This is a genomic window from Streptomyces spinoverrucosus, assembly GCF_006539505.1.
GTDB classification, from domain to species: domain Bacteria; phylum Actinomycetota; class Actinomycetes; order Streptomycetales; family Streptomycetaceae; genus Streptomyces; species Streptomyces spinoverrucosus.
Genome location: NZ_BJND01000036.1, coordinates 45614 through 67415 on the forward strand (window position 1 = coordinate 45614; position 21802 = coordinate 67415).

At 70.0% G+C, this 21802-nt stretch carries 23 protein-coding genes and 1 tRNA gene; 11 read left to right on the forward strand and 13 right to left on the reverse strand.

Features of this window, described 5'->3' with window-relative positions; translation table 11 throughout:
- The first annotated feature begins 80 nt into the window (after positions 1 to 80).
- Positions 81 to 260, forward strand: a complete 180-nt coding sequence (locus SSP24_RS44255) for a hypothetical protein (protein WP_141311735.1) — start codon at positions 81 to 83, stop codon at positions 258 to 260.
- A 12-nt stretch (positions 261 to 272) separates the two neighbouring features.
- On the opposite strand, the gene SSP24_RS23850 is transcribed toward SSP24_RS44255, so the two are convergent.
- The 3 genes from SSP24_RS23850 to nth all read right to left on the reverse strand — a co-directional run bounded on the left by SSP24_RS23850 (position 273) and on the right by nth (position 3432).
- Positions 273 to 1472: a MarP family serine protease gene (locus tag SSP24_RS23850; RefSeq protein ID WP_141311736.1), complete on the reverse strand. Its 1200-nt coding sequence runs from the start codon at positions 1470 to 1472 to the stop codon at positions 273 to 275.
- Positions 1473 to 1550: 78 nt separating this feature from the next.
- Positions 1551 to 2246, reverse strand: a complete 696-nt coding sequence (locus tag SSP24_RS23855) for an NUDIX hydrolase (RefSeq protein ID WP_141311737.1) — start codon at positions 2244 to 2246, stop codon at positions 1551 to 1553.
- Positions 2247 to 2328: 82 nt separating this feature from the next.
- A complete protein-coding gene (gene nth, locus SSP24_RS23860) occupies positions 2329 to 3432 on the reverse strand; it encodes an endonuclease III (protein ID WP_141311738.1) in 1104 nt (367 codons plus the stop codon).
- A 274-nt stretch (positions 3433 to 3706) separates the two neighbouring features.
- Here nth and SSP24_RS23865 point away from each other — a divergent pair, with 274 nt between their 5' ends.
- Both SSP24_RS23865 and SSP24_RS23870 read left to right on the forward strand, forming a co-directional pair.
- Complete coding sequence (locus SSP24_RS23865; protein ID WP_141311739.1) at positions 3707 to 4381, forward strand: Crp/Fnr family transcriptional regulator; 675 nt, start codon at positions 3707 to 3709, stop codon at positions 4379 to 4381.
- A 31-nt stretch (positions 4382 to 4412) separates the two neighbouring features.
- Positions 4413 to 5228: a nucleotidyltransferase domain-containing protein gene (locus SSP24_RS23870; RefSeq protein WP_141311740.1), complete on the forward strand. Its 816-nt coding sequence runs from the start codon at positions 4413 to 4415 to the stop codon at positions 5226 to 5228.
- Between the two features lie 10 nt (positions 5229 to 5238).
- On the opposite strand, the gene SSP24_RS23875 is transcribed toward SSP24_RS23870, so the two are convergent.
- The 4 genes from SSP24_RS23875 to sp36 all read right to left on the reverse strand — a co-directional run bounded on the left by SSP24_RS23875 (position 5239) and on the right by sp36 (position 7641).
- Positions 5239 to 6069 carry an MBL fold metallo-hydrolase gene (locus tag SSP24_RS23875; protein ID WP_141311741.1) on the reverse strand — a complete coding sequence of 277 codons (831 nt, stop codon included), beginning with the start codon at positions 6067 to 6069 and terminating at the stop codon, positions 5239 to 5241.
- Positions 6066 to 6935 carry an NUDIX hydrolase gene (locus SSP24_RS23880; protein WP_141311742.1) on the reverse strand — a complete coding sequence of 290 codons (870 nt, stop codon included), beginning with the start codon at positions 6933 to 6935 and terminating at the stop codon, positions 6066 to 6068. Before SSP24_RS23880 ends, SSP24_RS23875 begins: the two co-directional genes overlap by 4 nt.
- 83 nt (positions 6936 to 7018) lie before the next feature.
- A complete protein-coding gene (locus SSP24_RS23885; protein ID WP_141311743.1) occupies positions 7019 to 7483 on the reverse strand; it encodes a RidA family protein in 465 nt (154 codons plus the stop codon).
- Positions 7480 to 7641, reverse strand: coding sequence for a Sp36 family protein (gene sp36, locus SSP24_RS23890; RefSeq protein ID WP_003975360.1), 162 nt, complete (start codon positions 7639 to 7641; stop codon positions 7480 to 7482). The genes SSP24_RS23885 and sp36 overlap by 4 nt, the downstream gene beginning before the upstream one ends.
- Positions 7642 to 7771: 130 nt before the next feature.
- On the opposite strand from sp36, the gene bagA reads away from it, so the two are divergent.
- Complete coding sequence (bagA, locus tag SSP24_RS23895) at positions 7772 to 8749, forward strand: ATPase BagA (protein ID WP_141311744.1); 978 nt, start codon at positions 7772 to 7774, stop codon at positions 8747 to 8749.
- A complete protein-coding gene (gene bagB, locus SSP24_RS23900) occupies positions 8746 to 10125 on the forward strand; it encodes an ATPase BagB (RefSeq protein ID WP_141311745.1) in 1380 nt (459 codons plus the stop codon). Before bagA ends, bagB begins: the two co-directional genes overlap by 4 nt.
- A gap of 59 nt (positions 10126 to 10184) precedes the next feature.
- Here the strand turns inward: bagB and wblA are convergent, their stop codons facing one another.
- Positions 10185 to 10523: a transcriptional regulator WblA gene (gene wblA / locus SSP24_RS23905; RefSeq protein ID WP_167529677.1), complete on the reverse strand. Its 339-nt coding sequence runs from the start codon at positions 10521 to 10523 to the stop codon at positions 10185 to 10187.
- Between the two features lie 418 nt (positions 10524 to 10941).
- Here wblA and SSP24_RS23915 point away from each other — a divergent pair, with 418 nt between their 5' ends.
- Positions 10942 to 13230: a transglycosylase domain-containing protein gene (locus SSP24_RS23915; protein ID WP_141311746.1), complete on the forward strand. Its 2289-nt coding sequence runs from the start codon at positions 10942 to 10944 to the stop codon at positions 13228 to 13230.
- Positions 13231 to 13381: 151 nt separating this feature from the next.
- Here the strand turns inward: SSP24_RS23915 and SSP24_RS23920 are convergent, their stop codons facing one another.
- Positions 13382 to 13846 carry a GatB/YqeY domain-containing protein gene (locus tag SSP24_RS23920; RefSeq protein ID WP_141311747.1) on the reverse strand — a complete coding sequence of 155 codons (465 nt, stop codon included), beginning with the start codon at positions 13844 to 13846 and terminating at the stop codon, positions 13382 to 13384.
- A gap of 94 nt (positions 13847 to 13940) precedes the next feature.
- Here SSP24_RS23920 and SSP24_RS23925 point away from each other — a divergent pair, with 94 nt between their 5' ends.
- From SSP24_RS23925 to SSP24_RS23935, 3 genes are all read left to right on the forward strand, one after another.
- Complete coding sequence (locus SSP24_RS23925) at positions 13941 to 14867, forward strand: metallophosphoesterase (RefSeq protein ID WP_141311748.1); 927 nt, start codon at positions 13941 to 13943, stop codon at positions 14865 to 14867.
- A 182-nt stretch (positions 14868 to 15049) separates the two neighbouring features.
- On the forward strand, positions 15050 to 15844 hold the full coding sequence (locus SSP24_RS23930; RefSeq protein ID WP_141311749.1) for a Pr6Pr family membrane protein: 795 nt from the start codon (positions 15050 to 15052) through the stop codon (positions 15842 to 15844).
- 32 nt (positions 15845 to 15876) lie between these two features.
- A tRNA-Pro gene (locus SSP24_RS23935) sits at positions 15877 to 15950 on the forward strand.
- 143 nt (positions 15951 to 16093) lie between these two features.
- On the opposite strand, the gene SSP24_RS23940 is transcribed toward SSP24_RS23935, so the two are convergent.
- From SSP24_RS23940 to SSP24_RS23955, 4 genes are all read right to left on the reverse strand, one after another.
- Complete coding sequence (locus SSP24_RS23940; RefSeq protein WP_141311750.1) at positions 16094 to 16771, reverse strand: hypothetical protein; 678 nt, start codon at positions 16769 to 16771, stop codon at positions 16094 to 16096.
- A gap of 617 nt (positions 16772 to 17388) precedes the next feature.
- Positions 17389 to 18891 (reverse strand): LacI family DNA-binding transcriptional regulator, encoded by a 1503-nt coding sequence (locus tag SSP24_RS23945; protein ID WP_141311751.1) that lies wholly within the window; start codon positions 18889 to 18891, stop codon positions 17389 to 17391.
- 63 nt (positions 18892 to 18954) lie between these two features.
- Positions 18955 to 19305: a helix-turn-helix domain-containing protein gene (locus SSP24_RS23950; protein WP_167529679.1), complete on the reverse strand. Its 351-nt coding sequence runs from the start codon at positions 19303 to 19305 to the stop codon at positions 18955 to 18957.
- A gap of 89 nt (positions 19306 to 19394) precedes the next feature.
- Positions 19395 to 19652, reverse strand: coding sequence for a helix-turn-helix domain-containing protein (locus tag SSP24_RS23955; protein ID WP_141311753.1), 258 nt, complete (start codon positions 19650 to 19652; stop codon positions 19395 to 19397).
- Between the two features lie 484 nt (positions 19653 to 20136).
- Between SSP24_RS23955 and SSP24_RS23960 the strand changes: the two genes are divergently transcribed.
- On the forward strand, positions 20137 to 21057 hold the full coding sequence (locus SSP24_RS23960) for a hypothetical protein (protein WP_141311754.1): 921 nt from the start codon (positions 20137 to 20139) through the stop codon (positions 21055 to 21057).
- A complete protein-coding gene (locus tag SSP24_RS23965) occupies positions 21054 to 21752 on the forward strand; it encodes an ATP-binding protein (protein ID WP_141311755.1) in 699 nt (232 codons plus the stop codon). The genes SSP24_RS23960 and SSP24_RS23965 overlap by 4 nt, the downstream gene beginning before the upstream one ends.
- The last annotated feature ends 50 nt before the right edge of the window (positions 21753 to 21802 follow it).

Here is a 21802-nt window from a genome sequence, read left to right on the forward strand (position 1 = left end):
CTGCCAAATGCCTGGCGCATAGGCCAATTGGCGGCCTCGGAGGCGGTTATCGACCTTGGGGCGGGGGCACACGTCGGGGTATGGGCTGGACGCACGACTACAGTGACGCAGCACGCACTCGCCGCTCGGGCAACGGCCCGGGCCCCCACCGCCGGGCCACCCCGCAACTGGCGGGCAGCGACCCGAGGGTGGGCATCCCGCGCATTCTGCGCCGCCGGGCCCGCTGGGTCTCGGTACGGCTGCGTCACCCGCGCGGGTGACGCCACCCACCGCTAGAGCGCACAGCTGTCGCTGTCCACCTGCTGGTTCGCCGTACGACCCTCGGTGATGTCCTCGCGGATCTCGTCCACGGTCAGCGCGTACCCCGTCTCGGCGTCGTCGAGGGACTTGGCGAACACGACACCGTAGACCTCGCCCTCGGGCGTCAGCAGCGGGCCGCCGGAGTTGCCCTGGCGGACGGTCGCGTACAGCGAGTAGACATCGCGGCGCACGGTGCCCCGGTGGTAGATGTCCGGGCCGTTGGCGGTGATGCGCCCCCGCACGCGCGCGGCGCGCACGTCGTACGCCCCGTTCTCCGGGAAGCCCGCGACGATCGCGCCGTCCCCGCTCACCGCGTCGTCGGCGGCGAACTTCAGGGCGGGCGCGTCCAGGTCGGGTACGTCGAGTACGGCGATGTCGCGCTCCCAGTCGTACAGGACGACCGTCGCGTCGTACCGTCGGCCCTCCCCGCCTATCTGGACGGTGGGTTCGTCGACGCCGCCCACCACGTGCGCGTTGGTCATCACGCGGCGCTCGCCGAAGACGAAGCCGGTGCCCTCCAGGACCTTGCCGCAGCTCTGGGCGGTGCCCATCACCTTGACGATGGAGCGCTGCGCGCGCGTGGCGACGGGGCTGTTGGCCAGGGCCGGGTCGGGCGGCTGTACGTCGGTGATGGGCTCGTTGGCGAACGGGCTGAAGACCTGCGGGAACCCGTTCTGCGCGAGCACCGAGGAGAAGTCCGCGAACCAGGTGTCGGCCTGCGCGGGCAGCGCCCGGGACACCCCGAGCAGCACCTTGGAGCTGCGCACCTCCTTGCCGAGCGTCGGCAGCGTGGTGCCGGCCAGCGCGGAGCCGATCAGCCACGCCACCAGCAGCATGGCGACGACATTGACGAGGGCGCCGCCGGTCGCGTCCAGGGCGCGGGCCGGGGACCAGGTGATGTACCGGCGCAGCTTGTTGCCGAGATGGGTCGTCAGGGCCTGGCCGACCGAGGCGCAGACGATCACGACGACCACCGCGACAACGGCGGCGGTGGTGCTCACCTCCGCGTTGGCGGTCAGCGCGTCCCAGATGACGGGCAGTGAGTAGACGGCGACGAGGCCGCCGCCCAGGAAGCCGATCACCGACAGGATGCCGACGACGAAGCCCTGTCGGTAGCCCACGATCGCGAACCACACGGCGGCGACCAGCAACAGGATGTCCAGCACGTTCACCGCTTCAAGCCTCGCCTCATCACTTCGCGATCACTCCTGGTCGGCCGGGGGTCCGGCCACAGCACGAGGGCCACCCTGTCATGACCGCCAGTCGAGCGGGACCTGCTTGTCGCGGTCCCACGGTCTCTCCCAGCCCGCGTAGTGCAGCAGGCGGTCGATGATTCCGGCCGTGAAGCCCCAGACAAGGGCCGATTCGACCAGAAATGCCGGACCTCTGTGGCCGCTGGGATGGATGGCGGTGGCGCGGTTGGCGGGGTCCGTGAGATCCGCCACGGGGACCGTGAAGACCCGGGCCGTCTCGTTCGGGTCGACCACCCCGACCGGGCTCGGCTTCCGCCACCAGCCCAGCACCGGCGTCACGACGAAGCCGCTGACCGGGATGTAGAGCCTGGGCAGCACACCGAACAGCTGCACCCCGGACGGGTCCAGGCCGGTCTCCTCCTCCGCCTCGCGCAGCGCGGCCCGCAGCGGCCCGTCGGCCTGCGGATCGCCGTCCTCGGGGTCGAGCGCACCGCCGGGGAAGGAGGGCTGCCCGGCGTGCGAGCGCAGCGAGCTCGCCCGCTCCATCAGCAGCAGCTCCGGGCCGCGCTCGCCCTCGCCGAACAGGATGAGTACGGCGGACTGGCGGCCGGCACCGTCCTTCGGGGGCAGGAAACGGCTCAGCTGGAGCGGCTCGACCGTCTCCACGGCGTACACGACCGGGTCCAACCAGTCGGGCAGCCCCTCCTTGCTGAGCACCACCGGGCCACCCTGTGTCTCGCTCGCTCGTGTCATCGCCACCCCCGTCGTCCTGATGCGTCCAACGCGGGACGGCACCGAGATCGTTCCGGCCGCGGCGAACGCGTCCCTGCTCCCGTCATCCGGCCCCCAGCGGCGGGGCCGCCTTCCCGCCCGCGTCCAGGTACGCCTGCGGGGGTTTCAGACGCTGGCCGGGGAAGCCGCCCTTCTCGTACTTGAGCAGCTTCTTCGCCTTCTCCGCGTCCGTCTCGCCCTCGCCGTAGGCCGGGCAGAGCGGGGCGATGGGGCAGGCGCCGCAGGCGGGCTTGCGGGCGTGGCAGATGCGGCGGCCGTGCCAGATCACGTGGTGCGACAGGTCCGTCCAGTCGCTCTTGGGGAAGAGCGCGCCGACGGCGGCCTCGATCTTGTCGGGGTCGGTCTCGTCGGTCCACCGCCAGCGCCGCACCAGCCGCTGGAAGTGCGTGTCGACGGTGATGCCGGGTCGGCCGAAGGCGTTGCCGAGCACGACGAAGGCGGTCTTGCGGCCTACGCCGGGCAGCTTGACGAGGTCTTCGAGCCGGCCGGGGACCTCGCCGCCGAAGTCCTCCGTGAGGGCCTTGGACAGTCCCATCACCGACTTGGTCTTGGCCCGGAAGAAGCCGCACGGCCGGAGGATCTCCTCGACCTCCTCGGGGTTGGCGGCGGCCAGGTCCTCGGGGGTGGGGTACTTCGCGAAGAGGGCCGGGGTGGTCTGGTTGACGCGCAGGTCGGTGGTCTGGGCGGACAGGACCGTGGCGACCAGGAGCTGGAAGGGGTTGTCGAAGTCCAGTTCGGGGTGGGCGTACGGATAGACCTCGGCGAGTTCGCGGTTGATCCGGCGGGCCCGGCGGACCAGGGCGGTACGGGACTCGTCGCTCGGCGGCTTCGGGGTGACGGTCTTCGCGGGCGCGGCCTTCTTCACGGGGACGGAGGCCTTCTTGGGGGCGACGGTGGGCTTCGCGCGGGCGACGGTGGCCTTCTTGACGGGGCCTGCGCTTTTGGCGGTGGCCTTCTTGGCGGGAGGCTTCTTGGCGGAGGCCTTCTTGGCTGGAGCTTTCTTGGCCGCCGCCGACTTCGCAGGAGCGGCTTTCTTGGCCGCCGCCGACTTCGCGGGGGCGGCTTTCTTGGCGGCAGCCTTCTTCCCAGCAGCCTCTTTTGCCGCTTTTGCCGCTTTTTCTCCGCCACCGGAATCCTGTTCGCCCACAGCGGAATCTCGACGTACAACCACCCGCGCAGCCCCCTAGGCCCGTGCTCTCACCGGCGATTTGGACACCCGGCCAGCCTAAGCCCCGGTACTGACATCCGCCCGGGACCCCGAGGATCAGCGCCCAATTGGACCCCTGCCGCTTACCACGGCACACCAGTGCGGCATCCTTGTGACAGATCACACTGTTTGGGCCGTCCGGCAAAATGGGCACCAGGGTGCCCTGGTACACCGGGGACAAGATCCCCTGAGCAGGTCGACAAGGAGAGAACTCGTGGACGACGTTCTGCGGCGCAATCCGCTCTTCGCGGCGCTCGACGACGAGCAGGCCGCGGAGCTGCGCGCCTCCATGAGTGAGGTGACCCTCGCGCGGGGTGACTCCCTGTTCCACGAGGGCGACCCGGGCGACCGGCTCTACGTGGTCACCGAGGGCAAGGTGAAGCTGCACCGCACCTCACCGGACGGCCGCGAGAACATGCTGGCCGTGGTCGGTCCCGGCGAGCTCATCGGTGAGCTGTCGCTCTTCGACCCGGGCCCGCGTACGGCGACCGCCACCGCGCTGACCGAGGTTAAGATGCTCGGCCTCGGCCACGGTGACCTCCAGCCCTGGCTCAACGCCCGCCCCGAGGTCGCCGCCGCGCTGCTGCGCGCCGTCGCCCGGCGGCTGCGCAAGACCAACGACGCGATGTCCGACCTCGTCTTCTCGGACGTCCCGGGCCGTGTCGCGCGCGCCCTGCTGGACCTGTCCCGCCGGTTCGGCGTGCAGTCCGAGGAGGGCATCCACGTCGTCCACGACCTCACGCAGGAGGAGCTGGCCCAGCTGGTCGGCGCGTCCCGCGAGACGGTCAACAAGGCGCTGGCCGACTTCGCCCAGCGCGGGTGGCTGCGGCTGGAGGCACGCGCGGTGATCCTGCTCGACGTGGAGCGCCTCGCGAAGCGCTCGCGGTAACGGCGGCTGGGGGCCAGAGACCAGCACCGCAGTGAAACCGCCACTCAAGGGCCTCGACTCGGAGGGTTTTCTCGCGCGCGAAGGCTCCCTCGCGCGCGTGCAGGCCCCGTTCCGTCCCGTCGTGGCCGCAGCCCGCGACCGGCTGCCGGACGTGTTCGGCGCGCGGCTGGACGGCGCATACCTCTACGGGTCGATTCCGCGCGGCACCGCGCGCGTGGGACGCAGCGACCTGGATCTGCTGGTCGCGCTCCGGGAGGAGCCCGGTGACGCGGACCGCGCCGCCGCCCGCGCCCTGGGCGAGGCACTGGACAAGGAGTTCCCCGAGATCGACGGGGTCGGGACGCTGCTGTACGGCCGCGCACGGCTGCTGAGTGAGCTGGAGACGTACGACCTGGGGTGGTTCGTCGCCTGTCTGTGTACGCCGCTGCTCGGGGCGGACCTCGCCGAACTGCTGCCTCGTTACCGCCCCGACAGCCTCCTCGCGCGCGAGACCAACGGCGACCTCGCCCTGCTGCTGCCGCGCTGGCGTGAACGCATCGCGGGCGTCGAGGACACGGACGCGGCCCGGCGGCCGCTCGTCCGGTTCATGTCCCGGCATCTGGTCCGTACGGGGTTCACGCTCGTGATGCCCCGCTGGGGCGGCTGGACCAGCGACCTCGCGGAGATGGCCCGGATCTTCGGCGCGTACTACCGCACGCGCGCGGAGCAGATGCGCACGGCGGCCGTCCTGGGGTACGAGCCCACCGGCGACCGTGCGGTCCTCAGGGCGTACGTCGACGACCTCGGCCCCTGGCTCGCCGAGGAGTACGCGCGCGTGCACGGCGTCAAGGCACCGAGGCCCGACTGAAAGCACAGGCCTAGATGAGCCCGTGCTCCTCCAGGTAGTCCAGCTGGGCCCGCACCGACAGCTCCGCCGCCGGCCACAGGGAGCGGTCCACGTCGGCGTACACATGGGCGACGATCTGGGACGGCGTGCGGTAGCCGTCCTCGACGGCCGTCTCGATCTGGGCGAGGCGGTGGGCGCGGTGGGCGAGGTAGTACTCCACGGCGCCCTGGGCGTCGTCCAGGACGGGCCCGTGACCCGGGAGGACCGTGTGGACGCCGTCGTCGACCGTGAGGGACCTCAGGCGTCGCAGGGAGTCCAGATAGTCGCCCAGGCGGCCGTCGGGGTGCGCCACGACCGTCGTACCGCGTCCCAGGACCGTGTCGCCCGTCAGCACCGCACGGTCGGCCGGGAGATGGAAGCTGAGCGAGTCCGCGGTGTGGCCGGGCGTCGGTACGACCCGCAGCTCCAGGCCGCCGACCCGGACCACGTGCCCGGCCGCCAGCCCTTCGTCGCCCAGCCGCAGCGCCGGGTCCAGCGCCCGCACCTTGGTGCCGGTCAGCTCGGCGAAGCGGGCGGCGCCGGCCGCGTGGTCCGGGTGACCGTGGGTCAGCAGGGTCAGGGCGACGCGCTTGCCGGACCGTTCGGCGGTGTCGACGACGTTGCGGAGGTGGCCCTCGTCCAGCGGGCCCGGGTCGACCACGACGGCCACCGAGGAGTCGGGCTCGGACAGGATCCAGGTGTTCGTGCCGTCCAGGGTCATCGCGGAGGGGTTGGGCGCGAGGACGTTGACCGCCCGCGGGGTGGCGGGTCCGGTGAGGACGCCGCCCCGGGGCTGGCCGGGCAGGGCGCTTGCGTCCGTCATGCGGGGGCTCCACCGGTCGGGATGTGCTTGGTGAACTCGTCGTGCCCCGGCCAGGACAGCACGATCTCCTCGCCGTCCAGACGGGCCTGAGCCAGGACGGGAGTCAGGTCGCGGCCCGGGGCCGCCGCGAGCGCCTCCGCGGCCGTCTCGTACGCCGTCAGCTGCCGCAGCGTCGCGATCGTGGGCGGCATCATCAGCAGCTCGCCCTTGTCGTACGACGCCGCCGCCTCCGCCGGCCGGATCCACACCGTGCGGTCCGCCTCCGTGGAGGCGTTGCGGGTGCGCTGGCCCTCGGGGAGCGCGGCGACGAAGAACCAGGTGTCGTAGCGGCGGGCCTCGAACTCCGGGGTGATCCAGCGCGTCCAGGCGCCCAGCAGGTCGGAGCGCAGCACCAGGCCGCGGCGGTCCAGAAACTCCGCGAAGGAGAGGTCGCGCGCGACCAGGGCGGCGCGGTCCGTCTCCCACTCCGGCCCGGTCGTGTCGCCGACGACCGAGTCGGGGGTGGGCCCGGCCAGGAGGACGCCCGCCTCCTCGTACGTCTCCCGTACGGCCGCGCAGACGATCGCCTGGGCGGCCGTCTCGTCGACGCCGAGCCGGTTCGCCCACCACGCGCGCGTGGGGCCCGCCCAGCCGACGTGACGGTCGTCGTCGCGCGGGTCGACGCCGCCGCCCGGATACGCGTACGCGCCCGCCGCGAAGGCCATGGAGGCGCGGCGGCGCAGCATGTGGACGACAGGGCCGGTGCCGGTGTCCTTGAGCAGCATGACCGTGGCCGCGCGCTTGGGGCTCACCGGAGTGAGCGAGCCCGCCGCCAGCGCGCGGATCCGGTCCGGCCACTCCGGGGGGTACCACTGACCGTTCGCCATGGGCGCGAGGCTATCCCGTGGTGAGCGGATGTTCGAGGGGCAATGATCACCCGGGCTGCCAGAGGCAGTGATCCACCTGGTTGCTACTGCGCGAGCTCCACCTGGATCTCGACCTCCACCGGCGCGTCCAGCGGCAGCACCGCCACGCCCACCGCGCTGCGCGCGTGCACGCCCTTGTCGCCGAGGACCTCTCCCAGGAGCTCGCTCGCGCCGTTGACGACGCCGGGCTGGCCGGTGAAGTCGGCGGCGGAGGCGACGAAGCCGACGACCTTCACCACGCGCGCGATGCGGTCCAGGTCGCCGGCGACGGACTTGACGGCCGCCAGCGCGTTCAAGGCGCAGATGCGGGCCAGGTCCTTGGCCTCCTCCGGGGTGACCTCCCCGCCGACCTTGCCGGTGACCGGAAGCTTGCCCTCCACCATCGGGAGCTGGCCGGCGGTGAAGACGTAGAGCCCGCTCTGCACGGCCGGCTGGTAGGCGGCCAGCGGCGGGACGACCTCCGGCAGCGTCAGGCCCAGCTCCGCGAGCTTCGCCTCGACGGCGCTCACGCCTGCTTCTCCCGCTTCAGGTAGGCCACCAGCTGCTCGGGGTTGTTCGGCCCGGGCACGACCTGGACGAGCTCCCAGCCGTCCTCGCCCCAGGTGTCCAGAATCTGCTTCGTGGCGTGGACGAGCAGCGGCACGGTTGCGTATTCCCACTTGGTCATGGGGCCGACTGTATCCGCTGGCGGGGGCGGTCATCGCGGCCGACCGCGGTGAGAGTTGTCCACAGGCTGCGAGGCGGGTTGTCCACAGGCGGCAGATTGGTTCCGGCGCGAACTGGTTACGCTCGAAGACGTGAGCAGGCTCCAGGTCGTCAGCGGCAAGGGCGGGACCGGCAAGACGACGGTCGCCGCGGCACTCGCGTTGGCTCTGGCCACGGAAGGGAAGCGGACGCTTCTCGTCGAGGTCGAGGGCCGACAGGGCATCGCACAACTCTTCGAAACGGAGGCGCTGCCCTATGAGGAACGGAAGATCGCCGTAGCCCCGGGCGGCGGCGAGGTGTTCGCCCTCGCCATCGATCCCGAACTGGCCCTCCTGGACTACCTCCAGATGTTCTACAAGCTGGGCAGCGCCGGACGGGCCCTGAAGAAGCTCGGCGCGATCGACTTCGCCACCACCATCGCGCCCGGCCTGCGGGACGTACTGCTGACCGGCAAGGCGTGCGAGGCGGTCCGGCGCAAGGACCGGACCGGGCGGTTCGTGTACGACTACGTCATCATGGACGCGCCGCCCACGGGCCGGATCACGCGCTTTCTGAACGTCAACGACGAGGTCGCCGGGCTGGCGAAGATCGGCCCGATACACAATCAGGCACAGGCTGTGATGCGGGTGCTGAAGTCCCGCGAGACGGCCGTCCACTTGGTGGCCCTCCTGGAGGAGATGCCCGTACAGGAGACCGCGGACGGCATCGCCGAGCTGCGGGCGGCGCATCTGCCGGTCGGGCGGGTGATCGTGAACATGGTGCGGCCGGAGGTGCTGGACGCGGCCGACCTGGACCTCGTACGGACGGTGCCGCGCACCGATCTCGCCCAGTCGCTGTCGGCCGCCGGACTCGGCGGGGCGCGCCGCGGGCAGAACGCCGAGAAGCTGGTGGACCCGCTGCTGGCGCAGGCCGAGGAGTACGCCGAGCGGTATCTGCTGGAGCACGAACAGCGGTCTGTCCTCGCCGAGCTGGGCCTGCCGCTGCACGAACTGCCGCTGCTCGCCGAGGGCATGGATCTGGCGGGCCTGTACGAACTGGCCACCGAGCTGCGGAAGCAGGACGTCTCATGAGCCCGGACTCCACATCGACGCACCACCACCTCGTCCCCGCGCGCGTGCTCGACGTCGATCCGCTGCTCGACGACCCGAAGACCCGCATCGTGGTGTGCTGCGGCTCGGGCGGGGTCGGCAAGACCACCACGGCGGCGGCCCTGGGCCTCCGGGCCGCCGAGCGCGGCCGCAAGGTCGTCGTGCTCACCATCGACCCGGCACGCCGGCTGGCGCAGTCCATGGGCATCGACTCGCTGGACAACACCCCGCGCCGGGTGAAGGGCGTCGAGGGCGACGGCGAACTGCACGCGATGATGCTCGACATGAAGCGCACCTTCGACGAGATCGTCGAGGCGCACGCGGATCCGCAGCGGGCGGCCGCGATCCTGTCGAACCCCTTCTACCAGTCGCTCTCGGCGGGCTTCGCGGGCACGCAGGAGTACATGGCGATGGAGAAGCTGGGCCAGCTGCGGGCCCGGGACGAGTGGGACCTGATCGTCGTCGACACGCCGCCCTCGCGCTCCGCGCTGGACTTCCTGGACGCGCCCAAGCGGCTGGGGTCGTTCCTGGACGGGCGGCTGATCCGGCTGCTGACGGCCCCGGCGAAGCTGGGCGGCCGGGCGGGGATGAAGTTCCTGAACGTCGGGATGTCGATGATGACCGGCACGCTCGGCAAGCTGCTCGGCGGTCAGCTACTGAAGGACGTACAGACGTTCGTGGCGGCGATGGACACGACCTTCGGCGGCTTCCGCACGCGCGCGGACGCCACGTACAAGCTGCTCCAGGCGCCCGGGACGGCGTTCCTGGTGGTGGCGGCCCCGGAGCGGGACGCGCTGCGCGAGGCCGCGTACTTCGTGGAGCGGCTGGCCGCCGAGGACATGCCGCTGGCCGGGCTGGTGCTCAACCGCGTCCACGGCAGCGGCGCCGACCGCCTGTCGGCCGAGCGGGCGCTCGCCGCCGCGGAAAATCTTGAGGAGCCCCGCATTGTGGATCAGGGGGGAGGGAAAGCTGGACTTCGTAACTCTCCCGACACGTACGGCAGTTCAGATGCACCCGCTTCCGAGGCACCGGCTCCCGAAGCACTGCTCAACAACGAGGACTCCCCCGCCGTCACGGACGAGGACGACTCCCCCGTCGTCACCCCGGCCGCGGACGGGCACACCTCACCCCGCACCGTCGACCAGCTCACCGCAGGCCTGCTGAGGCTGCACGCGGACCGTATGCAACTGCTCTCCCGCGAGCAGCGCACGCGCGACCGCTTCACCGCGCTGCACCCCGAAGTGGCGGTGGTCGAAGTGGCCGCACTGCCGGGCGATGTGCACGACCTCGCGGGGCTTCGGGACATCGGGGACCGGCTCGCGGCCCACCGGCCGGAGCTGTCGGTCGACGACGCCTGAAGGCGGGCTCCCTAAGGGCCTGATGGGCTCACGAAGGGCCTGAGGGGACGCCCGCAGCCTCAGCTGACCGCCGCGTAGTTCTCGTACACCTCGTCGTCATCGAGGGGCACCAGGCCGGCCCCCCGCTCGTACTCCGTCCGCGCGGTCTCCAGCAGCCGGCGCCAGGAGGTGACGGTCGGGCGCCTGCGCAGCAGTGCGCGGCGCTCCCGCTCGGTCATTCCTCCCCACACGCCGAACTCGACGCGGTTGTCCAGCGCGTCGGCCAGGCATTCCGTGCGTACCGGACATCCGGTGCACACCGCCTTGGCCCTGTTCTGCGCTGCTCCCTGAACGAACAGTTCATCCGGATCGGTAGTGCGGCAGGCCGCCTGCGCACTCCAGTCGGTTACCCAGCCCATACCGGCGCCGTCCTCTCCCGAATCGAGGCTCCCCCACGGCGGCAGCGGCATATTCACCGCCGCCAGTTGAGGACGTTACGGAAGGTGGGCACAGTGCAACACCCCCAGCGGGCCCAATCTTGAATGGCCCGAACGGACTATGCGCAAGCGGCAGATCACCCGGGGGAGTGAGCCCGCGACATGCGCGACAATCCCGGCATTTCGGGACGGTTCCGTTGCGTCACAACGGACGCCCAGTGACACACAAGGCCGATTCGGGCACGCGCCCAACACGCCTCGGCAAAAAAGGCCGAGAGGATCCGGAACGATTCGGGGTCGCCGGACGTATTGATACGTGGCCCTACTGCTGTGACAGTTGAGAGCAGCTTAGGCCAAGGCATATACGCGTGTCCGGCGAATGAGAACGTAGGCTGCCCTCATGCCAAAGAAGCGCTCGGGCGGTGGTCTGTCGGCGACGCAGCAGGCCGCCAAGTTCCTCGGAGTCAGTGTGCTCGCGGGAGCCGTCATGGCCGGCATCGCGCTGCCCGCCGTCGGCGCGCTGGGCCTCGCGGCGAAGGGCTCGGTGGAGAGCTTCGACGAGCTCCCCGCCAACATGAAGACCCCGCCGCTCAGCCAGCGGACCACCATCCTCGACTCCCGCGGCGACCACATCGCGACGGTCTACTCGCGCGACCGCACGGTGGTCGAGCTCAAGGACATCTCGCCGTACATGCAGAAGGCGATCGTCGCGATCGAGGACTCGCGCTTCTACCAGCACGGCGCGGTCGACCTCAAGGGCGTCCTGCGCGCCCTGAACCGCAACGCGCAGAGCGGCGGCGTCGCCGAGGGCGCGTCCACGCTCACCCAGCAGTATGTGAAGAATGTCTTCGTGGAGGAGGCCGGCGACGACCCGACGAAGGTCGCGCAGGCCACCCAGCAGACCCTCGGCCGCAAGATCCGCGAGCTGAAGTTCGCGATCCAGGTCGAGGAGGAGCTCGGCAAGAAGAAGATCCTCGAGAACTATCTGAACATCACCTTCTTCGGCCAGCAGGCGTACGGCGTCGAGGCCGCGTCCCAGCGCTACTTCTCCAAGTCGGCCAAGGACCTCAGCCTCCCGGAGGCGGCGCTCCTCGCGGGCATCGTCCAGTCGCCCAGCCGGTACGACCCGGTCAACGACGAGGCGGAGGCCACCAAGCGGCGCAATGTCGTCCTGCAGCGCATGGCCGACGTCGGCGACATCTCCCAGGCGGACGCCGACGAGGCCAAGCAGGCGCCGCTGCGGCTGAAGATCAGCCGGCCGCAGAACGGCTGCATCACCGCCGTCAAGGGCGCCAGTTTCTTCTGCAAGTACGTCGAGAAGGTCTTCCTCAACGACCCGGTCTTCGGCAAGACCAAGGAGGAGCGGGCGAAGCTCTGGAACCAGGGCGGTCTGACCATCAAGACCACCCTCGACCCGCAGGCCCAGGACTCGGTCCAGGCCTCGCTCAAGGACCACGTCTACAAGGACGACCAGGTCGCGGCGGCGACCACCCTGGTCGAGCCCGGCACCGGCAAGATCCTCGGCATGGGCCAGTCGAAGCCGTTCGGCTACGGCAAGAACGAGACCGAGTACAACTACTCGGTCGACTCCTCCATGGGCGGCTCGAACTACGGCTTCCCGACCGGTTCGACGTTCAAGCCGTTCGTCGCGGCGGCCGCGCTGGAGGAGGGGCGGCCGCCCACGCAGGAGTACTCGTCGCCGTACGAGATGGAGTACCCGAGCCCGGTCCAGACGTGCTCCGGCAAGCCGTGGGTGAACACCGGCCCGAAGAAGGCGACCGTCGAGAACGAGGACGAGTCGGAGGTCGGGCCGTACCGCCTGGAGGAGGCGATGGCCAAGTCGGTCAACACCTACTTCGTGCAGATGATCTCGGACATCGGCCTCTGCCCGGTCATGAAGATGACCGACAATCTGCACGTCGTGCAGGGCAACGGCGACAAGCTCCCCGAGCTGCCCGCCATCTCCCTCGGCTCCAAGGGCATCTCCCCGCTGACCATGGCGACCGCGTACGCAGCCTTCGCCGCGCGCGGTATGTACTGCACGCCGATCGCCATCGAGTCGATCACGCAGAAGATCGGCAACGAGCAGAAGTCGCTTCCGGTGCCGAAGTCGACCTGCTCACGTGCAATGTCCGAGCGGACCGCCGACACCATCAACACCCTGCTGCGCGGTGTGGTCGACTCCGGTACGGGCCAGGAGGCGGGCCTGAGCGACCGCGACAGCGCCGGTAAGACGGGTACGACGGACGAGCGCAAGAACGCCTGGTTCGTGGGCTACACGCCCAACCTGGCCGGCGCGGTCTGGGTCGGCAGCGCGACGCAGCAGGTCGAGATGGAGAACATCACCATCGGCGGCGTCTCGCACGCCAAGGTCTACGGCGGCCGCGTCCCCGGCCCGATCTGGCGCGACGCCATGACCGGCGCCCTCGCGGGCAAGGAGCCGGCCTCCTTCAACATCGTCGACATCCCGGACGGCGGCGACCGCGAAGGTGACCGTGGTGAGCGCGGCGACAACGACAACGGCAACGGCGACAACGAGGGCGGCCTGATCGAGGGGCTGACCAACGGGGGTACGGACGGGGGGACGTTCCCGGACCCCACGTTCTCGATCCCCGAGGGCTGGATCCAGGGCGGCGACAACGGCGGGAACAACGGGAACGGGAACGGCAACGGGGGGAACTGGCCGTGATGCGTTGACCCAGACGGTGGTACGACGATGGGGGCGCCCTTTTGAGAAGGGGCGCCCCCGTTGGCGTACTGGGACTGGGCGCCCTTCTTGATGGGGGCTCCCCCGTTGGCGTACAGCCGCAGGCTTGTCGCGGTGGCCGGCGGCTGCCGCCTCAGCCCGCGAGGAGCTTCTTCACCGCCGCTGCGACGCGGCCGCCCTCCGCCAGGCCGGCGACCTTCGGGTTCACGATCTTCATGACCGCGCCCATGGCCCGCGGCCCCTCCGCGCCGGCGGCCTTCGCCTCCTCCACCGCCTGAGCCACGATCTTGTTCAGCTCCTCGTCGGACAGCTGCTTGGGCAGGTACGCGGCGAGCACCTCGCCCTCCGCCTTCTCCCGCTCGGCCGACTCGGCGCGACCACCCTGCGCGAAGGCGTCCGCGGCCTCCCGCCGCTTCTTCGCCTCGCGGGTGATCACTTTCGTGACCTCCTCGTCGGAGAGCTCGCGCTTCTCCGTGCCCGCGACCTCCTCCTTGGTGATCGCGGCGAGCGTCAGCCGGAGCGTCGAGGAGCGGAGCTCGTCGCGCTCCTTGATCGCGGCGTTGAGGTCTTCCTGCAGCTTCGACTTGAGCGTGGTCATGGGGTCGATTGTCGCAGGTGTGCACGGCTGGACGCCCGTTGATTTAAGGGGCGGTCGGGCGCGGGGGCGCTACAGCGTCTGACACGATGGGCGTATGCGCGCGCGATACGGAGTACCCCTCGGCATCACGGCGGTCGCGGCCGCCGGTCTCGTCTACTCGGCCGGGTTCGAGGCCCATTCCTTCCGCCTGCGACGGGTGACCGTCCCCGTCCTGCCCGCGGGCATGCGCCCGCTGCGCGTGCTGCACGTCTCCGACATCCACATGGTCGGCGGCCAGCGCAAGAAGCAGCGCTGGCTGCGCTCGCTGGCCGGCCTGCGCCCGGACTTCGTGATCAACACCGGCGACAACCTCTCCGACCCGGAGGGCGTACCGGAGGTGCTGGACGCGCTGGGGCCCCTGATGGAGTTCCCGGGCGCGTACGTCTTCGGCTCCAACGACTACTACGGCCCCAAGCTGCGCAACCCCGCCCGCTATCTGATCGAGAAGGCCCAGGGCCGCCACGGCCTGAACGGCAACGCGCCCGCCGTCGGCGTCGTCCACAACCCGTGGGAGGACCTGCGGGACGGTTTCGACGCGGCGGGCTGGCTGAACCTCACGAACACGCGGGGGATGCTGAAGGTCGACGGCGTCACGGTGGAGATGACGGGCGTGGACGACCCGCACATCAAGCGGGACCGCTACGCGACAGTGGCGGGCGGTCCGTCGTCGTCGGCGGACTTCTCGATGGGCGTGGTGCACGCCCCGTACCTGCGCAGCCTGGACGCCTTCACGGCCGACGGCTACCCCTTGATCCTGGCCGGCCACACCCACGGCGGCCAGCTCTGCGTCCCCTTCTACGGCGCCCTGGTCACCAACTGCGACCTGGACACGGACCGGGTGAAGGGCCTGTCGACGCACACCTCCGAGGGCCAGACGTCCTACCTGCACGTGTCGGCGGGGTGTGGGACGAATCGGTATACGCCGGTGCGGTTTGCTTGTCCGCCGGAAGCTACGTTGATGACGTTGGTGGGGCGGGGGTAGGGCGCCGGGGTCGCCGGAGTCGCCGGGGCGGGGGTAGGGCGCCAGGGCCGCCGGAGTCGCCGGGGCAAGGCAGACGAGCCACAAGGACCGGGCAAGGGCAAGGCACCGGCAGACACCGGTCGACGTAACCCACACAGCCCACCCGCAATGCCCCATTTGCCCGATCTGCTTAGCGTGAGGGCATGACCGCCCCGATACCCAGGGACATCCCGGATCTCCCCGCGATCCCGGGCGTGCCCGGGCTGCTGCCCTCCCCGGTTCCCGCCACGGCGGTGGTACCCCCCGTACGCCGCCCCGTGACCGCTGCCTTCCGCCTCCTGACCGCGCTGACGGTGGCGGTCGGCGTAACGATCTTCCTGCTCCTCGGCAGCCCGCCCCGGGTGCTGAGCCACTTCACGATCCAGAGCAGCATCCTGCTGGCCGTCGTCCTCACGATCTCGGCCCGCCGAGCCTGGACGGCCCGCCGCCCCCTGCCGTCGGCCGTGACGGGCGCGACACTCCTCTACGTGCTGACCGCGGCCCTCGTCCACCACCTGCTCCTGGCGGACGCGTCGAGCCCGTTCGCGATGACGACGACGATGACCGGCGACGCACACCCCACGCTGCTGCAGTCGATCGCCGACCACATCCTGCACACGGCGGTCCCGACAGCGGCCGTACTGGACTGGCTGCTCCTCACCCCCTCCGGCCGCCTGCACCTCCGCCAGGCCACCACCTGGCTCCTCTACCCCCTGGCCTACCTGGCCTTCTCCTTCGCCCGGGGCGAGTACCTGCCGCCCGGCACGCCGGGCCGCTACCTCTACCCGTTCCTCGACGTCGCCCAGCACGGCTACAAGAGCGTCCTCGGCAACGCCCTCCTCCTCGGCCTCTCCATCTACGCCCTGGCCGTGCTCCTGGTCGCCCTCGACCACGCCCGCCCGAACCCCGTCCGCCACCGCACGAAAACCGGATTTCGTCTCCAGCCACCAGTGGGCTAAAGTAAACGACGTCGCCGCGACAGCAGCGACATCGGGGTGTAGCGCAGCTTGGCAGCGCGCTTCGTTCGGGACGAAGAGGTCGTGGGTTCAAATCCCGCCACCCCGACAGGGAAGTACCAGGTCAGGGGCCTGATCCGCTTTGCGGGTCGGGCCCCTTCTGGGTTTCTGGGGCACTCTTGGGAGCCATTTGGGAGCCGGACCCGAAAGAGGGATCAGTCCCCCTGCACAGCTCCACCGAGGGAACCGCCGTCACGTGTCGCTGCTCGGCTCCTGCGCCCAGGCGTCGTCATCCCAGCACCAGCAATCCTTCGGATCGCCAAGCGCATGCGGAACATCGACGCCCCCCCAAGGCACGGCGTGATCACGAAGGAAGTCCTCGGCCGCACTCATGGCTATCCACCGGACGGTATACACCTCCTCCGCCTCCCGGTGTGTTCCATCGTCGCCGTGAGCAGTCCAGCCCCAAGCACACCGGTCTGGAAGGTATGTGATCTCGGCAACCCCGCCGTACCTTTCCACCGTGATCTTCTCTGGTTGCCCCGAGCCGTCATCGACCGCGCCGGGCCACTTCTTACGCGCTGCCTGCTTGGAGATCCCCCAGGCAGATCCCAGATGGCCATAGGTAGCGCCCATTCCCCCGCCCATCAGCGCAGCCTCTGCGGCAAGCGCCTCAGCGGCTTCATGCACCCGCCGCAGGGCATGCAGGTAGGCGAGCTGCCAGTCTGCGAACAACTCCGCCATAGCAGAGGGTTCGTGTCCGTTGACCAGGCATTCCTGACCACGCGCCGAGATCCGACCCGCGATCTTGCAGGCAAGCTCCCTCAACTGGTCCTGCATCCAGGCTGCTTCGGCAGCATGAGGCGGACGCCACGGATCCGCCATGGCGTCCGAATCGAACCAGAACTCGTCATCGCTCACTGAACGCATGGGGACAACCGTAGTTGTCACAGCATGCCCGGTGAGGACAACCGTGATTGTCGCAACGGGCCCGTCGCAGAGCGGACTTCGAAAGTTTGATGTGCTCGGCTACTCGACTCGAAGCCACAGAGAGGAGAACAAAACTGCAGGTCACGCCTGCATGACCTGGCCTAGAGGAAGTGACCAGCCTCGACAGCAAGGCCGGAAAGCGGGCGGATTGACTTGCGGTGCTAAGTAGCAGCTGCTCGAAGGTGGGCGCGCTCGAATCACCGGGCAACCCACTTGCTTGCGGTCGATATGCGCCGTAGGCCCGAAGAATCGGAGAGGCCATGGCCAAGCACCTCAACTCTCACGTGGTTCCTGACGCTCAAGCGGTCTACCAGTCAGAGCCGCCCTCACGCACGCCGGCCTTCGAGCTTCGTTGCGGCCCCTTGCACGTGACACTTGATCGCGCACCGCTCAAGTTGCTGGCACTCGGGAGCACGATGACGGCCGTTGCCATGGGAGCAGCGAACTGGTTGCGCTGAAAGCCGGTCAGGGAGTGCTCCGCTTACGGAGCACTCCCTGACCGGGTTCTCGTCGCTCGGGGCAATTGAGAGTCCCGAGCGACGAGCCCTCGTTTCCTACTAGCGTGCGCGCAGTAGATCATCCAGCACACGCACCGGTGACGTCGGGCGCCTCGCGAGGCGAGCGTCGAGTGCCATCTCCCACTGCTCGGTGAGACCGAGCATGAGGCGCTTGCGCATGCCCAGTGTGACGTGGGCATAGCGCGCCGAGACCGAGCCGTCGATGTGGCCCATGCGCTCGTCCATGAGGACCTTCTCAGTGCCGAGGTCCTCCATCATCGTGCGGTGAGTGTGGCGTAGGCCGTGGGGTGTGAGGCCCTTGGCGATCGGGAGCCAGCAGGCGTCTGCCCGCTGACTCGCGCCGCGCCCGCGTGCCGGGATACCGGGCCACGGCTCACCGAGGATCGGCACCGGCCGGGCCTCCTGCGGTGCCTTCTTCGGGTACCAGCCGGAGACCGCCGGGGTGAACAGCCAGGTGCCGAAGCCGTTCCTGCGCCAGTGGGCCGCGTGCTCAGTGGTCGTGCCGCCCCGCACGAAACCGAGGTCGGCGATCGCCTGCTCGACGCGGACGCGGGTGTCCTCCCGCACGCGGTCGGGGTGGTTGAGGACGTTGGACACTGTCCCCGTGGACACCTCTGCGAAGCGTGCGACGTCAACGAGCTTCGCGCCCTGGTGGCCACCGGTGCGAGCGGCTCCCAGCCCCCGGAAGACGTAGGTCCTGCCGTGGCATGAGCAGGGCGCCGGCTTCGTGCGGGCGACGTGGTTGAAGACCAGGGCGGACAGCCAGTCCATCGAGTCGATGGTGCGGTAGCTGTCGTCCTTGGGCGGGCAGCGCACCAGTTCGCCGGTGTCCAGCTCATAGAGCTGCCACTCGACGCGGAAGGCACCGGGGCGGACGAACTCCGTTTCTAGGCCGACGATTTCGCCCCAGCGCATGCCGGTGTAGCCCTTGAGGACGACGGCGACGAACTCGTCGTCACGGCCGGAGAGCAGGGCAGCGCGCTCCGCGGTCAGCAGGATGCCGAGCGGGTCAGTGACCACCTTCTCCGGGCCACGGTCGCGGGAGCGGCCAGCGCGCTTGCCGCGTCCGCGCCGTCTGGCGGCCGGGTTGGAGGTGATCAGGCCCTCGTCGATCGCGTCCTCGAAGATCAGGTGGAGCGTCGAGCGCCAAGTCTTGACGCTGGAGGCCGCGTAGACGGCCTTCTCCTTCTTCTCCCACAGGTCGACGTCCGTGCGCAGGATGCCGGCGAGCGCCTTGTCCTCGAAGTCGGGGAGCAGGTGCTCCTCGATGTGGCGCTTGTAGTTCTGCATGGTCGAGGCGGCCAGGTCCTGGGCCTCGTACCAGCGGTTCGCGTACTCGCCGAAGGTCTCCTGGCCGAGTGCCGGGTCGCGCCAGTCGCCGCGCCGGTACTTGTTCTCGGCCTCGCTCGCGGCGCGCTGGGCCTCGCCCTTGGTGGCGAACCGGATCGCCTTGCCGTTGTCGTCGACCACCGTGAGGTGCTTGCCGGGCGCGGTCTTGTACCGGCCGCGCCAGTAGTTTCCGCGCTTCTCCGCGAAACCCAACTTCCGTCTTTCTCCCCTGCTCTCGGCTTGTGACTGGGCACGGGCGCGCTACGCGACGGTCTCTTACTGGGTACGGCGCGGCGGTCGAGCCCGCAGACGCCCTAGCGTCGAGGCCGTAGTCGGCCCAGGAGGACGGGCGGCACGAGTTCGTGCAGCGGGAGGACTTGTCGCTGCACGACTCGCCGACGCGCTTCTGACGGATCGCTTCGGGCGCTCTTCGTGGAGGCGGACGATCTCGGCGAGGTGCGCGGCGGTGAAGCGATAGGCGCGGCCGACGCGGGTGTGCGGGATGAGTCCGCGTCGGGCCCGGTCCTTGACCCACCAGGCGGAACAGCCGAGGGCTTCGGCGATTTCTTCGGGGCGGTAGAGACGGGGCAAGAGGGCTCCGCCCTCTGTGCCGGGAAGGTGTCGCACGAGGGCAGGGGGTATCTCGGAGTGGTGCAAGAAGGGCGGGTCCTAACTTGGTGGGAGTGTGCTCGGTCAGCGGTGCTGAGCGGCCCTCGTCACGTGACAGTCGGCCCCTGCAGCAGCACGAGAGGCGAGACGAGGAGGGCTTCGGCGATCGCGACGAGGTCGTCGGCATCGCATCGTCGTTGGGCGCGTTCGATGCGGGACAGCATGGTGTTGGACATCGGGTGGCCGAGGGCGGTCACGCGGCCAGCCAACTGGCGTTGTGACAGGCCGCGTTCGGTTCGGAGGATTTCGATGGTGCGGGCTGCCTGCATTCCTGCGGGTCCGACTTCCAATGAGCGTGGGGGCATGACTCCAATTGAAAGGTGCATTCGCCGGTTTGGGTAACCGGCGATCGTGATCTATGTTGCGCTCGCGTCGTTCGCCGAGATGCGGTTCCCCGGGGTCGGGAAGGGGCGCGGAACAGCGCGTCGATCATGGCTCTGACGTGGGGTGTTGTGTTGTTGCTTCCCTGTCTGCGGATGGTCAACGGCTTGCCGGTGTGATGCTTCTGGCTCTGCAGTCCGGGCAACTATTTGGTCAACAGCGGATCGTGCCTTACGGTTTTGCTCCCGCCCGCCACCGAGCCCCATTTCTCGCGGCCTTTCTGCCGTGAGAGATTGCGCCGGATAGGGCTGGACTTGCGCAACTGGGGTGTGGCTATGTTGACGACACCCCCGGAAACGCAATCGCTTCCCGGCGCGCGTACGCGCCAACACCCTCTCGATTCCCGCCCCGACCGACGGTGAGCCGTGATGTCCACGCACAGGCCACCGAGTGAGGACCGCCCCGCTCTTGGCACGAATCCGCACCATCAAGCCCGAAGCCTTCGTCTCCGAGTCCCTGGCCGCCGTCTCCCTGACCGCCGAGCGCACCTTCCTCGGCCTGCTCACCCAGGCCGACGACCAGGGCCGCCACCGCGACCACGCCGCGATCATCGCCGGGCAGCTGTGGGTGCTGCGCCCGGAACACACCCCCTCCGATGTCGAGACGGACCTCGCCCAGCTCGCCGACGCCGGACTGATCTGCCGCTACAAGGGGCCGGATCACAAGCGGTACCTGCACGTCGTGACCTGGCATCAGCATCAGAAGATCAACCGGGCCAGCAAGAGCCGCCTCCCCGCCTGCCCGGTTCACGACTCTTCAGGCGCTGCCGCGCCTGCCATGAGCGCCGGTGTCACGGAATCCTCGCTGCCGCCTCACGCAGTCCTCAGTGAGGGCTCCGGCGACGTCCGTGAGTCCGCGCTGAATTCCGGGCGGGATAGCGAAGTCGCAGGTCAGGAGCGCTTCACGGAGTCCTCCGTGATGGATCAGGGAACGCTCGGTGAGGCAGCAGTGACGTCTCACCGTCCGGATCTAGGACCTAGGACCGTGGATCTAGGAGATATCCCTTCGGGGGGCGCTAGCGCCCACGCGCCCGACACCGTCTCGGCCAAGCAGCTCCTTGGCGAGTACATCGCCGCGTGCAACCACCGCCCGCCGGGCGCCTTCCTGAACCATCTCGGCGGACAGGTGCGCAAGCTGCTCGACGAGGGCATCGCCCCCGCCCACCTCCGGGCCGCCCTCGACCGCCACCGGGCCAAGGGCCTGTCCCCGGGCGTCCTGCCCAGCCTCGTCCACGAGGTCATGAACGCCGCCTCCCCCGCCACACCCGCCGCCCACCGGACGTGGACAAACCCCACCGACGTTGCCGCCGCCTACGGAGATGAGCTCTGACCGCCACCCTCACCCGCGCACCCCAGCGCGTCGGCCCGCTCGCCGACCGGCTCAACACGATCCTCGCCAACCGCGGCATCGACCCCACAGCCACTGCCGCCCACGAGCCGGCACCCGAGAGCGTCACCGCCCTGGAACTCGCCGACGCCCGTATCCCCGCCCGCTACCGCCGCGCCCTGGCCGACCACCCCCAGATCACCGCCTGGGCCGACCAGATCGCCCACGCCGGACGCCCCGGCCCCAGTGGACCGGGCATCGCCGAGGGCCCGTCGCTGCTGATCGCAGGCCCCACCGGCACGGGCAAGACCCACCAGGCGTACGGCGCCGTCCGCGCCCTCCTCACCCGAGGCGTCCGCCTGCGCTGGGAGGCCACCACCTCCGCCGACCTGCACGCGCGCCTCCGCCCCCGCGCCGGCCACGACGGCGAACGGGAACTGCAGACACTGGCCCGCTGCCCGCTGCTGCTCCTAGACGACCTCGGCGCGGCCAAGGCCAGCGAATGGACCGAGGAGCTCACCTACCGGCTGATCAACCACCGGTACGAGCACATGCTCCCCACCCTCATCACCACCAACCTCCCCACCGCCGAGCTCCGCACCGCGCTCGGCGACCGCGTCGCCTCCCGCCTCGCCGAGATGACCGAGCGGGTCATCCTCACCGGCCCCGACCGACGCCGCACCGCGCCCGTCGACTGACGGCAGTCGCGTGTCCCCCTCCCCGCCCTCACCTCACCCCGCCCGCGCAC

Excerpts from the sequence above, each read along its gene's own strand:
- bagB (WP_141311745.1), top strand. The coding sequence starts at position 8,746 with ATGAGCCCGGACTCCACATCGACGCACCACCACCTCGTCCCCGCGCGC.
- SSP24_RS23915 (WP_141311746.1), top strand. The coding sequence starts at position 10,942 with ATGCCAAAGAAGCGCTCGGGCGGTGGTCTGTCGGCGACGCAGCAGGCC.
- SSP24_RS23875 (WP_141311741.1), bottom strand. The coding sequence starts at position 6,069 with ATGACGGACGCAAGCGCCCTGCCCGGCCAGCCCCGGGGCGGCGTCCTC.
- SSP24_RS44255 (WP_141311735.1), top strand. The coding sequence starts at position 81 with ATGGGCTGGACGCACGACTACAGTGACGCAGCACGCACTCGCCGCTCG.
- SSP24_RS23880 (WP_141311742.1), bottom strand. The coding sequence starts at position 6,935 with ATGGCGAACGGTCAGTGGTACCCCCCGGAGTGGCCGGACCGGATCCGC.
- SSP24_RS23930 (WP_141311749.1), top strand. The coding sequence starts at position 15,050 with ATGACCGCCCCGATACCCAGGGACATCCCGGATCTCCCCGCGATCCCG.
- SSP24_RS23940 (WP_141311750.1), bottom strand. The coding sequence starts at position 16,771 with ATGCGTTCAGTGAGCGATGACGAGTTCTGGTTCGATTCGGACGCCATG.
- wblA (WP_167529677.1), bottom strand. The coding sequence starts at position 10,523 with ATGGGCTGGGTAACCGACTGGAGTGCGCAGGCGGCCTGCCGCACTACC.
- SSP24_RS23855 (WP_141311737.1), bottom strand. The coding sequence starts at position 2,246 with ATGACACGAGCGAGCGAGACACAGGGTGGCCCGGTGGTGCTCAGCAAG.
- sp36 (WP_003975360.1), bottom strand. The coding sequence starts at position 7,641 with ATGACCAAGTGGGAATACGCAACCGTGCCGCTGCTCGTCCACGCCACG.
- SSP24_RS23955 (WP_141311753.1), bottom strand. The coding sequence starts at position 19,652 with ATGCCCCCACGCTCATTGGAAGTCGGACCCGCAGGAATGCAGGCAGCC.
- SSP24_RS23925 (WP_141311748.1), top strand. The coding sequence starts at position 13,941 with ATGCGCGCGCGATACGGAGTACCCCTCGGCATCACGGCGGTCGCGGCC.
- SSP24_RS23920 (WP_141311747.1), bottom strand. The coding sequence starts at position 13,846 with ATGACCACGCTCAAGTCGAAGCTGCAGGAAGACCTCAACGCCGCGATC.